11 protein-coding genes are annotated in these 11,900 nt (G+C 60.3%); 6 read left to right on the forward strand and 5 right to left on the reverse strand.

Annotated features, from left to right (window positions below; genetic code table 11):
* Positions 1 to 7: 7 nt before the first annotated feature.
* Positions 8 to 2,617 (reverse strand): DUF1549 and DUF1553 domain-containing protein, encoded by a 2,610-nt coding sequence (locus AC3RLQ_RS26895; protein ID WP_493031752.1) that lies wholly within the window; start codon positions 2,615 to 2,617, stop codon positions 8 to 10.
* A 74-nt stretch (positions 2,618 to 2,691) separates the two neighbouring features.
* On the opposite strand from AC3RLQ_RS26895, the gene AC3RLQ_RS26900 reads away from it, so the two are divergent.
* From AC3RLQ_RS26900 to AC3RLQ_RS26915, 4 genes are read left to right on the forward strand one after another with little or no spacing between them, the layout of a single operon-like run.
* Positions 2,692 to 3,291, forward strand: coding sequence for a riboflavin synthase (locus tag AC3RLQ_RS26900; protein WP_422319898.1), 600 nt, complete (start codon positions 2,692 to 2,694; stop codon positions 3,289 to 3,291).
* A gap of 35 nt (positions 3,292 to 3,326) precedes the next feature.
* On the forward strand, positions 3,327 to 3,992 hold the full coding sequence (locus tag AC3RLQ_RS26905) for an ABC transporter ATP-binding protein (RefSeq protein WP_493031753.1): 666 nt from the start codon (positions 3,327 to 3,329) through the stop codon (positions 3,990 to 3,992).
* Positions 3,989 to 6,529 (forward strand): ABC transporter permease, encoded by a 2,541-nt coding sequence (locus tag AC3RLQ_RS26910; RefSeq protein ID WP_493031754.1) that lies wholly within the window; start codon positions 3,989 to 3,991, stop codon positions 6,527 to 6,529. Before AC3RLQ_RS26905 ends, AC3RLQ_RS26910 begins: the two co-directional genes overlap by 4 nt.
* A gap of 1 nt (position 6,530) precedes the next feature.
* The gene (locus tag AC3RLQ_RS26915) at positions 6,531 to 7,610 is read left to right on the forward strand and encodes a lipocalin-like domain-containing protein (protein ID WP_493031755.1); all 1,080 of its coding nucleotides are present in this window, start codon (positions 6,531 to 6,533) and stop codon (positions 7,608 to 7,610) included.
* Between the two features lie 19 nt (positions 7,611 to 7,629).
* Here the strand turns inward: AC3RLQ_RS26915 and AC3RLQ_RS26920 are convergent, their stop codons facing one another.
* The 4 genes from AC3RLQ_RS26920 to AC3RLQ_RS26935 all read right to left on the reverse strand — a co-directional run bounded on the left by AC3RLQ_RS26920 (position 7,630) and on the right by AC3RLQ_RS26935 (position 10,402).
* A complete protein-coding gene (locus AC3RLQ_RS26920; protein ID WP_422319894.1) occupies positions 7,630 to 7,947 on the reverse strand; it encodes a Dabb family protein in 318 nt (105 codons plus the stop codon).
* A gap of 39 nt (positions 7,948 to 7,986) precedes the next feature.
* Positions 7,987 to 8,367: an NADH-quinone oxidoreductase subunit A gene (locus AC3RLQ_RS26925; protein ID WP_397379988.1), complete on the reverse strand. Its 381-nt coding sequence runs from the start codon at positions 8,365 to 8,367 to the stop codon at positions 7,987 to 7,989.
* 108 nt (positions 8,368 to 8,475) lie between these two features.
* On the reverse strand, positions 8,476 to 8,829 hold the full coding sequence (locus AC3RLQ_RS26930; RefSeq protein ID WP_395730041.1) for a hypothetical protein: 354 nt from the start codon (positions 8,827 to 8,829) through the stop codon (positions 8,476 to 8,478).
* Between the two features lie 205 nt (positions 8,830 to 9,034).
* Entirely contained in the window at positions 9,035 to 10,402 is a 1,368-nt protein-coding gene (locus AC3RLQ_RS26935; protein WP_493031756.1) for an outer membrane protein assembly factor BamB family protein, read from the reverse strand.
* Positions 10,403 to 10,440: 38 nt separating this feature from the next.
* On the opposite strand from AC3RLQ_RS26935, the gene AC3RLQ_RS26940 reads away from it, so the two are divergent.
* Together AC3RLQ_RS26940 and AC3RLQ_RS26945 are read left to right on the forward strand one after the other, a co-directional pair.
* Positions 10,441 to 10,899: a hypothetical protein gene (locus AC3RLQ_RS26940; protein ID WP_493031757.1), complete on the forward strand. Its 459-nt coding sequence runs from the start codon at positions 10,441 to 10,443 to the stop codon at positions 10,897 to 10,899.
* An 89-nt stretch (positions 10,900 to 10,988) separates the two neighbouring features.
* On the forward strand, positions 10,989 to 11,894 hold the full coding sequence (locus AC3RLQ_RS26945; protein ID WP_493031758.1) for a universal stress protein: 906 nt from the start codon (positions 10,989 to 10,991) through the stop codon (positions 11,892 to 11,894).
* Positions 11,895 to 11,900: the final 6 nt, after the last annotated feature.

Here is an 11,900-nt window from a genome sequence, read left to right on the forward strand (position 1 = left end):
ATAAGATTCAATCCACAAACATAAACTCGTTGGCCAGCATCAGCACCTGAACGAACTGCTCCCAGCCATTGAGCTGAGAGCGCGGCTGCGCGGCGAAATCTTTTTCAGCATCCCAGGTCTGCGTGGGCACGTCATCACCACCCGCACCGACGCTGCCAGTCTGATGAATCCGCATCGACCACAGAAACTGGTCGCTGTTCAGCGCCTCACCGATGTCCACCACAAAGTCGAGCGTGTCCCCCGCTTTGAAGGCCAGCGTGTCAAAGTTCAGGTCCGCACTGCCCTGATGCAGCCTCCCCGCATGCAGGCGGCCCTGCTGGCTGTGGCTGATGAAGGAGCGGATACCATCACCAGGAGCAGGCTCATGCAGCAGAGTGGACTTCACCGCATACGTGCCGTCCGCAGGCGCGATCCATCGCCGCACCACGGCATGCTTCCGGTCATTCCCCGGATGCCCGCCCGTCGCCGTGAGCTGCGCCCAGCCCAGCTTTGCATTCGGCCATGCCTCATCTCCCTGCCATGCACTGCCGGTGAAGTGAGGCAACGGCTTGAAGTCCTTCACCCTGCCCATGCTCTCATCCCACTCCCCGACGCCATACTGCCACGACTTCGAATGATCCACCTCCGCGATAACTTGCGGCTCATCCTCCTGCACAAAGCGCAGCGCCTGCTCCATTTCATCCGCCCTCGGCACCCGTTGAAACAGATGCCTATAAATGAGCCTCACACGCCCAGCTGCATCAGCCCCTTTGACATCCGCACGCCCCAGCAGCGCCTTCGCCTGCTGCACCACAAACGGGTGGTTCATCCCAAACAGCGCCTGCTGCGGCACAGTGGTCTCCGTGCGCTGCGGAATGGAGAGATCCGGATTGGCAAAATCAAAAGTGCGCATCACAGCGGGCACATTTTCACGGTCCACCAGCGTGTAGAGCGTGCGGCGTTGATTGTCCGCCGCAAACAAGGGCAGGGGAGCACCACCCACCTCCAGGCTCAGCCGCCCCGCAGCCATCAGCCACGCATCACGTGCCTCCTCAAAGCTGAGCCGGTGCGGGTTCATGCGCCACAGCAGCCGGTTGTCAGGATCAGCATGCGCCGGATCCACCGCGCCGCCGCCGCTGCTCTGCTGATACGTCTCAGACATCATGATCAGCCGGTGCATCGCCTTGATGCTCCACCCCGAGTCAATGAAACGCCGTGCCAGCCAGTCGAGCAGTTCAGGATGACTCGGCGCTGTACCTTGCTTGCCAAAATCACTCGGAGTGCTCACCAGCCCGCGTCCAAAGTGGTGCTGCCAGATGCGGTTCACCATCACCCGCGCCGTCAGCGGATTGCGCGGATCAATGATGGCCCGCGCAAGCTCCAGCCTCCCGCTCCCCTTCGTAAAAGGCTGCTGCGTACCAAACAAACTCAAAAACTGCCTCGGCACCGCATCCCCCTTCGTCAGCGGATTCCCGCGCAGCAGCACCCGTGGCGTGCTCGGCAGTGCGCGGTCCACCAGCACAGTCGCTTGCTCCGGCGCAGTGCTGTTGTTGAGCAGATAACGATCCACCTCACCCTGCGACTTCCACAGCTCGGTGATGATCCCCGAGGGAAAATACATCTCATTGTTCGTGATGTGTTCGTCAGGCACATAGGCCGGTGAATCGGGCCTCTTCAGCGCTTCTTCCGTCAGTTCGACTCCAGGATGCGTTTCCACCCACGCCTTCCAGCGATGCACGATGAAAGGATTGAGGTCCTTCTCATCAATGATCTGGTCAAAGCCCTGCTCGGGATACTTCTCCAGCTCCGTCAGCGCCTTCTGATAATCCTTCACCCTCGCCCGCGTGCGCGCCATCTGCTCCTCACGTCTCTTCGTCATGAGGTCATGATTCTTTTTCACCAGCTCCGCCAGTTTCGGATCTTCCCCCGTCGCACACGGCACCACCGCCTCCGCGCAGCTTTGGAAGACGCCATACAGCGCATAGTAATCACGCGTGGGAATGGGATCAAACTTATGATCATGGCAGCGCGCACACGCCACGGTGAGCCCCAGCGTGCCACGCGTCACCACATCAATGCGGTCATCAATGATGTCATGCGACACTCCCAGAAAACGCCGCCCCAGCGTGAGAAATCCCATCGCGGCAAGGTCCGGCGACTTGGCTGGCACCACCTGGTCCGCCGCCATCTGCAGCAGCAAAAAGCGGTCATACGGCATGTCATGGTTCAATGATCGCACCACCCAGTCTCGATACGCCGTGGCATGCACCCAGCGCTTTTCCTCACGGGCATAAACATACCCCTTCATGTCCGAATACCGCGCCACATCCAGCCAGTGCCGGGCCCACTGCTCCCCATACTGCGGCGAGGCCAGCAATCTGTCCACGACTTGCGAAAAAGTCCCCTCCTGCTCACCCACAGGCGGCAGCCCCGTCAGGTCAAAGCTGGCCCGGCGGATCAGCGTGCGCTCATCCGCCCGAGGCGAAGGCTTCAGCCTCTGCTCCGCCAGCTTGCGCCGTACAAATTCATCAATGCTCCCGCTCGTCTCAGGCCGCAGCGGCTGAAACGCCCAATGCTCCGCAGCGAAAACACCGGCGGAGACCATTAGAACACCAAGCTGGACAAGGACACGAAGCATGATGCTCGTACTACGCTCCGAGAAAGAGGTCTCCTTCCATTCGACAGCCGCGCTTTGCCCGTTTATTTCGGAACATGTTTACAGGCCTCGTTGAAACCACCGGCAAAGTCATCTCCTTGGAACCTCGCGGCGATAGCGCTCGGCTCACCCTGCACGTCGGCGGCATGGCGTCCGAACTGGCGGACGGCGAAAGCGTGGCCGTCAACGGTTGCTGCCTCACCGTCACCACCAAGGACTCTACCGCACAAACCGCCTGCTTCGATCTCCTCATGCAAACCCTGAAGGTCACCAGCCTCGGAGATCTGCAACCCGGCTCCCTCGTCAATCTCGAACGCGCCATGTCCATCGGCGCACGCTTTGGCGGGCACTTCGTCCAAGGCCACGTGGATGCCACGGTGAAGGTGCTCGATTGGAGCGAGCACGGCCAGGACCACCGCCTGGAAGTCGAGATTCCCTCCGAGCACCGCGGCCTCATCATTCCGAAGGGCTCCATCTGTCTCGACGGCATTTCCCTGACAGCCGCTGAAGTGACAGACACCACCGTCGTCTGCTGGATCATCCCCCACACCTTCCAGCTCACCAATCTGCACACCAAAAAGCCCGGCGACCGCCTCAATGTGGAGTTCGATATGCTCGGCAAATACGTGCGCGAGCTCATGCGCGCCATGAAGTGAGCATCCACGAGTCCAGGCAGGCCGTTACCATTCCAATGCCGGTCCTCGAAGTCCAATCACTCACAAAAAGCTACGCCGATCGCCCCATCCTGCGTGGCGTTTCATTCAATCTCAGCCAGGGCGAGCGTGTCGCGCTGCTCGGCCCCTCCGGCAGCGGCAAAACCACCGTGCTAAACTGCGTCGGCGGCGTGGATCGCGCAGACACCGGCAGCGTCTCAATCGCAGGCCATTTGCTGGCAGGCTTAAACGCAGATGGCCTCGCCCAGCTTCGCCGCAGCCACATCGGCACCGTCTTTCAGTTTTATCATCTGCTGCCCACACTGAGCGCCGCAGAAAACATCGAGCTCCCTTTGCAGCTTCTAGGCATTCCCACCTCCGAGCGCGAAACACGCGTCCGGCAGCTTCTGGAGCGCGTGGGCATCGCTCACCGTGCTGCCGCATTGCCCGGCCAGTTGTCCGGCGGCGAAATGCAGCGCGTGGCCATTGCCCGTGCCGTGGTTCATCGCCCCACCCTGATTTTGGCCGATGAACCCACCGGCAGTCTCGACACCATCACCGGCGCACAGGTCCTCGATCTTCTGGCGGAAATCGTGCAGGAAACCCAGGCCGCCCTCCTTCTCGTTACTCATAGCCCGGACGCCGTGAAACACTGCCAGCGTGTGCTTCGCATGCAGGACGGCCAGATCGTCGAAGGCGCATGAGCACCGTGCTTCTCATCCTGCGTCGCTGTGCCTTGCGCCACTGGCGGCTCGCTTTCAAACAGCAGCTCGCCCTCATGCTCATCCTGGCACTCGGTTCCAGCGTGTATCTCGCGGTGCGCCTCGCCAGTAACGCCGCTCTTTCTGGCTTCGAGACCTTCACCGATGGCGTCACCCGCCAGCCAGACTGGACGGTGCAGGCTCTCACCGGCTCCCTCCATGAAGCCGATCTGCGCATGATACGCGAGGCTCTGGGCCCACGTCCCGTGAGCCTGCTTCCCGTGGTGGAGGAAACTGTGACGCCTGCCCTCGACAAAGGAAACGGAGAAATCGGTTCGCGTGCCACATGGCGTCTCCTCGGCGTGGATTTCATCGCCCTTCTCAATCTTCGTGGCGAAGCCCCCGCAGGACTCGGCGCTTCAAACATGCAGTCAATGCATGAAGGAGTCTACGTCAGCCCCAAGCTCGGCGCGAAAGCCGGCGAGGAACTGCGTCTCATCGTCGATGATCGCGTGATCACTCTGAAGGTCGCCGGCATCGTGCCAGAGGTGCCCGGAGTTCCAAGTCTCCCCGCTCACCTCCTCCTGATGGATCTACCTGAAGCCCAGACTATGCTTCAGCGCGGTGATCGCATAGATCGAGTCGAGGTCCTTTCACAAGACGGCCCCTTGTTCCCAAATCTGCGTGAAGAAACCGGCACACTGCTCAAGTCACACTGGCAGGTGCGCGGCGGTTCAGACCGCCGCCAGCTCGCAGGCACCATGACTCAGGCCTTCCGTCTCAATCTCACCATCCTCTCGCTGCTCGCCCTGCTGGTCGGTGGCTATCTCATCTTCCAGGCGCTGGATGGCGTCGTGCTCAGGCGCCGCAATGAGATCGGCATTTTGAAATCACTCGGCGTCACAGATCGCGCCATCCAAATCGCCTTCCTACTCGAATCCGGTTTGCTGGGCCTCTGCGGTGGTGGTCTGGGCGTGCTTCTCGGCTGGCTGGGCGCTCAGGCTGCCGTCGGCGGTGTCACCAAGACCATGAACGCTCTCTACGGTGCCACCAGCGAACAGCAGGCCTCGCTGAGTGTGTCGGAGGCATTGCTCGCCCTGTCCATCTCCATCCTCGCAAGTCTCATCGCAGCATGGTGGCCCGCTCGCATGGCCGCACGCACCCCTCCAGCGCACATGATTGGACATCATGCGACGCCCTTTGAAGGCGGCACCGTATGGCGCGTCGAATGGATCGGCTGGGCAATGTTGCTCACAGCACTTATGCTCGCCCAACTCCCCGTGCTTCGCTTTGAAAACGGCACGCGCCTCCCCCTTGCTGGCTACACCGCCGCCTTGCTCTGGCTCGTAGGTGCCGGATTGGCGGCGAGCACGATCTTGCGCTTCGTCGCTCGCAAAAAAGCACTGTCCGCCGTCTGGCGCATTGCTCTGTCACACCTCCGCCGTCCCACCGTGCGGCATCGCTTCGCCGTTGCGGCCTTGGCCAGCGCCGTGGCGATGACCACCGGCATGGCAGTCATGGTCGCGAGCTTTGATCACACCATGCGCGGCTGGATCGATCGCACCATGAAGGCAGACATTTATATCAGCAGTGCAGGGGCGCAGAGCGCATCCTCCACCCACGCCATCACACCAAAGACAGTGGCGGAACTGGGACAGGAAGCAGGAGTTGAAGAACTGGCCTTCGTTCAGGCAAAGACACTGCTCTGGCAGGGCGGTGAAGTCTTGATCCTCGGCACCAATCCCGTGTTTGCGCACAAGCATGATCTCTATGCCTGGGTGCAGGCCCCGCAGCACAAAGAGTGGTGGAAGACTGACGATGACATCACTCCCGCCATCATCAGCGAAAGTTGGAGTGAACGCTTCGCCACGCATGTCGGCGATGTCATTGATCTCGCAGGTCACAAAGTGCGCGTCGTGGCGATGAACGCGGAATACGGCAATGAACGCGGATCGCTCACGCTGCCCTCCTCCGTGTTCCGCTCCTGGTTCGACACCGACGAAGCCTGGCGCGTGGCCCTCATGTTAAAACCCGGCGTGGATGCCGAAACCGTGCGCAGCCACATCGAAACGCAGCAGCCCGGACTCAGCGTGTTCACCAACGCACACCTCCGCCGCGAAGCCCTGCGCATTTTCCGCCAGACCTTCTCCGTGACTCATGCCCTGGAGGTCATCGGCGTCATCGTCGCCGTCGTCGGTCTTGGCCTGGCCCTCACAAGTCTCCTGCTCGAACGCCGCGCCGTTCTGGCCACGCTCCATTCCCTTGGCATGTCGCGCAGAGAGATCGCCAAGTCAGCCGCACTCGAAGGACTCGGTGTTGCTTCCGCAGGCGCATTCACCGGCATTGCCGCAGGTCTCTGGCTCGGCTGGTTGCTCGTCTATCGCATCAATAAACAATGCTTCGGCTGGACCCTGCAGTTTCACGCCGTGTGGTGGCATCTCGCCGTGCTCGGCGCTGCGGTGATCACCACCGGCATGCTGGTCGCGGCCCTGGTCGGACGCTGGGCTGCCATGCTGCCTGCAGAACACACCGAGGAATGACATGAAGCACACCATCTTTTTCTTCCTCCTGCTCACTCCATGGCTGCATGCACAGACCACCACGGATGGCTTTGCACTGCCCCAGCCAGGAAAAGTCTTTGTCTTCCCACGCGACCACGGCAGCCACCCAGAATTCCGCACCGAGTGGTGGTATGTCACCGGTCATCTCGACTCCAAAGACGGCCATCGCTTCGGCTTTCAGGTCACCTTCTTTCGTCAGGCCCGTCGTGAAGACGGCAAAACCCTGCAGCTCCACCTCGCCCATGCCGCGCTGCTGGATGCAAAAACAGGCCGCTTTCTGCATCAGGAACGCCTCAACCGCGCAGGCTGGGATGCCGAATCATCTGAGACGACGCTCGCCGTGCGGAATGGCAACTGGTCCCTCAAGCTCGATGAAACAACCCAGCACCTGCACATCGTCGCGACAGCAAACAACGAGGCCCTGCTGCAGCTCGAACTCGAAGCCGTGAAGCCCCTGGTCATCTTCGGCAAAGACGGGGTCTCCCGCAAAGGCGCTTCCGACACAGCAGCCAGCCACTACCTCACCTGGCCACGCTTGAAGACCAGCGGCACCGTCAAACTCGGCACCATGGAGCATGCAGTCACCGGCGAGGCATGGATGGATCACGAGTTCAGCAGCAGCCAGTTGGAGGCAGGGCAGGTGGGTTGGGATTGGGCCGCTCTTCAGCTCAAGGACGGCCGCGAGATCATGGTCTACCGCATGCGCAGGAAGGACGGTTCTTCAGACCCTGCTTCCACCCTCGCCGTGATTGATCCCAACGGAAAAGTCCGCCATCTCTCCAGCGATGCCTTCACCTGGGAAGTCTTGGGCACATGGAAAAGCCCGCGCAATGCTGCTGAGTATCCCACTCATGTCCGACTCCGCTTCGAGGGCGAATCGCTGGAACTCAAACCGCTGGCCCCAGATCAGGAGCAGGACGGCGGCATCACACAGCTGCCCTACTGGGAAGGTGCCTGCGATGTGATCGATTCACACGGGCAGATCACAGGCCGCTCTTTCTTGGAGCTGGCAGGTTACGCAGGCGACCTCTCCGGACATCTGGCGCCCAAGGCAAAGTAACTGCCCCTCACCACACCACTCAGGAATACTTCACGTCTTTGCGCGGCTCCATCTCAAAGGCCGTGGACTCCTGCTCAGAGATGTTCGGCTTGAGCACTTCCTCACGAAACTTGAAGTAGTGCGGATCGTCCTGGCAGATGGCTAGCTTGTCCATCGTCTCGACCTCCAGATACACAAACCACGGGTAGGGATCAGACGGATTGACGCGCTTGCCCGTCTTCACCGTCAACACCTCCGGAACCCGAAGCAGCATCACACGCGTCTGGGACATCATCTGCTCCAGCTTCTCCTCCGTGACCTGGGGCTTGAGCTGAAACAGGCTGAGGTAGGCGATCATGAAGGCAGAAGGAAAGTCCCGTGGCAGCTTGCAGACAGACTAGGACTTCCAGTCCAGCACGCCCTTCTTCCAGGCATAGCCGAAAGCAACAAGCAGGATGGAAGCGAAGCCGGCGGCGACTGCAAGGATCGAGGCGCCTCCGCCAACGGCAGCGAGGTAGTCCTTGTAAATGATGGCCCAGGGATACAGAAAGACGACTTCGATGTCGAACAGCACGAAGAGCATCGCCACGATGTAAAACTTCACGCTGAAACGCGGCTGGCTGTCTCCCACGGGAAGCATGCCGCACTCATAGGCGGAATCTTTGATCGTGTTGCGCTTGGCGGATTTGCCGAGCAGCGCTGACGCGATGAGGGTCACCACGGCGAAACCACCGGCGATGACAATCTGGAGCAGGACTGGGATGTAATTCTCAAACATGGGGGTGAATGATGCCGAATGGTTAGCGAGAGGCGGCGCAGCGTCAAACCCGGAAACAAAAAGGGCCGCCCTGCACTGTGGCAGAGCGGCCCAAAATCGACGGAAGCATCAGCCCCGGGCAGCCGCAGCAGCCGTGGTGCGGGCCACAACAGCAGCGCTGCGGGCGGCGATCGCGGCATTGTGGGCGGCACGCAGGCCATCAAGGCCGCGGTAGGTCTTGCCAACCTTGGCGCAAAGGCCGCGGCTCACGAGATTCTGCAGCTTCTCATAGGAGCGCAGGCGCAGCATTTCTTCGCCACCGCTCACAGCATTTTTCAGCTTGAGATTGTCATACACCAATCCAAACAGAGTGTTGAATTCATAGGTCTCCGGCTTTGAGAGAACATTGACTAGCTCGTCAGTGACATGATCAGGGACTCGGCGGGAGAAGCGTGTCTTACGTGTCGGTGTGGTGGTAGGCATATGGACTTTAAACCTAGCACATCCTTGGTCTCTTTGCGACGGTTTTGTGATTGGGGGCGGATTTTTCCCCTACGCCACATGCGCACTGAAAGAAGCCCCCCGTGACTAACGTTTTATCAGGCTGGAGTTCCGTTTTTGTATTTACTTTGGATGGCCAATTTTCAGTGGCTTAAGCAGCCTTCACCCGGGAATCTGCCCTTTCCGACTACTTGGTCGCAATCTTGTAAAGCGCTCCGCTGCTGCGAATAAACAGCGCCCCGTCTGCCACCGCAGGAGAGGCCGTGATCTGCTCGCCGAGCTGGTTTTGCCCGACGACCTCAAATTTTTCCGGCGAGGCACGGACCAGAAAGCATTCCCCACGGTCATTGGCGAACAGCAGCTTGTCCCCGAGCACCAAGGGGGCAGGGACGTGCTTGCCCGCCAGCCGGTCATCCCAGAGATCCTTGCCCGATTTGACATCCACCGCACTCACGATGCCGCCACGCGTGGTCTGATACAGGATGCCATTCACCAGCACCGGGGCCGCCTCGCTCGCATTCCGCTTCTCCCGGTCCCACAGCACATGGCTTTCAGTGATGTCCCCGCTCATCTTGTCATCAATGCGTACGCAAAGGGTGTGCGCCCTTTCCGCCCCCGTGTTAAGGATCAGCATGTCCTCGTAACGCAGTGGCGGAATCGCGGCATTGAATCCCCCGTGGCGGATGGTCCAGAGTTCCTTCCCTGTGGAAACCTCATAGCCAAAAGCGGCTCTGGATCCAATGGAGACGAGCACATCCTTGCCCCCCATTTTAAACACGCCTGGCGTATGGTAGGCTTTGCGCATGTCCCCGTCCCGGGTCGGCTTACCTTCTTTGTCCAGGTCGCCATAGTCCGTGGTGCGGGCGGTTTTCCACACGCTCTTGCCCGTCTTCTTGTCCAGCGCCGTGACGAACTGCTGGTCAATGCCATCAAAGGTCAGAATGATCAGGTCGCCGTAGATGATTGGCGATGAGCCCGGACCACGGAAGTGGCGCACGTTGATGTCGCGGCGCTCCCACACTTTCTTGCCCGTCGCAGGATCGATGCGCGCCGTGCCATAGGTGCCGAAGTGTACATACAGCGCGTCCTCTTCCAGCACAGGAGAAGGGGCTGCGTAATTGTTGATGGGGTTGCCCAGGTCTTCAGGAGCCACGTTCTCAAACACCACGTCATGATGCACGATCTTCCCACTGTGACGGTCGATGCCATAGATGAACTGCTTGGTGCCGTCCGCCGTGGCGGAGGTGAACCAGATCATGTCACCGCCGATCACTGGCGAGGAATGCCCCAGGCCTTCCAGCGGCGTACGCCAGGCAATGTTTTTGCCGGAGGCGCTGTCCCACTCCAGAGGAATGCGCGCCACATCGGCCGCCGGGACGATGCTGTCTTGCGTCGGGCCTCCCTTCCCGGGCCAGAATACAGGCTTCGTGGCAGGCTGGGCGCTCGAAAGAACACTCAGCAGGGAAATGGACAGGGCGGTGAGGGCGGTCGTGCGGATCATGGGCGTGAAGTTGACGGAGCTGGTGGGAAATTCTTTCGCCAAGGAAAAGAGCATGCATGGTTGGCGGCATCCAGCCGTATCCCTCGACGACCATGAAAAAAGCCCTTATCACCTGCCTCGCCCTCTGCCTTTGCGCTCTTTCGCTCCGTGCCGAAGACAGCCTCAATGATCAGCTCCGCCGCGCTGCGGAAAAGCTGAAAAACGAATTCTCCAAAGTGAAGGAGCAGGGCGAAATCAAAGGCCGCGAGTGGTACAAAAAAGCCAAGGACCATGTGACCACCAGCCGCACAGAATACCTCCAGCAGGCCGGCACTGCGCTCACCGGCTGGAAGGCGGACATCGATGTGCTCAAGGATCAGGGCGGCCGCGATTACTTCAAAACACGCATCGCCGCTCTGGAGCAGCATCACGCCTTCGCGGTCAAGGAACTGGAAACGCTCACCGCCATCACCGACGAAGCCCAGTTTCGTGCACGCCAGAAGAGCTTTGATCGCACCCTGTGGACTCTTGAAGCCGCCGTCGAGCAGGCGCAGGAAGAAGCCGGGCTTTGAGCACAAGCTCTGCCCACTACGCCGCAACCCCGGCGCGGCATTGCCTTTTTCCGACGGCTATGGTGAAATGACTTTAATTCAAACACACCATGAAAAAGCTCCATCACGTCATCGCCGCCATCGACTTCACCCCTTCCTGCCGCATCGCGCTGCGGGAGGCGGTGCATCGCGCCTCACTTGACGGCGCCGCCATCACCGCTGTGCATGTCATGGACGAGTTCCTCGTGCATGAACTCAAAAGCGCGCTTTCCGCCGATCAGGCCACCATTCGTGCTGAATGGGTGGAACGGCTCAAAAAGTTTGTGGATGATGCCGAAGTGGGTGCAGGCGTGAATGCCGAAGTACGCATCGGTAATCCCTTCTCCGAACTTGTCGAAGCCTGCCGCTCCCACAGCGCCGACCTCCTCGTCATGGGGGCCAAGGGATCGCGCAATGAGTCGCACCGCATCGGCGTCATCACCGCCAAGTGCGTGCGCAAAGCCCCCGTCGATGTCCTCGTTGTGCGCGAAGATGCCCAGGGGCCCTTCAAGCAGATCGTCGCCTGCGTCGATTTTTCTGAAAACTCCGCCAAGGCGGTGCAATGCGCGCTCCATGTCGCGCAGCAGGATGGTGGCTCGCTCGACTGTCTTCATGTGTATCAAAGCGCCCTCGCCATGTCGCTCGATTACGGCGGCTTCGCTCCCTCGCTCCCTGCCACCTACGATCCTGAGGCTGTGGCGACTTGGCGCAAAGATCTGGCTGCCTTCCTGGAGCCGCTCACACGTGATGCAGAAAACGTCACGGTCGCTCAGCACGTCACGGAGCGCGTGAACATCCGTGAAGCCATTCTGGATCATGTCAACGAAGTGCACGCCACCCTCGTCGTGCTCGGCACCAATGGCAAAACGGGCCTGCGCGAGATGCTCATCGGCACCACGGCTGAGAAAATCGTTCAGCATGCTCCCTGCTCGATCCTCGCCGTGAAGCCGGACGGCTTTGTCATCGCTCCAGATTGAGATCCT

Source organism: Prosthecobacter sp. GW821-HT29F12 (genome assembly GCF_058803405.1).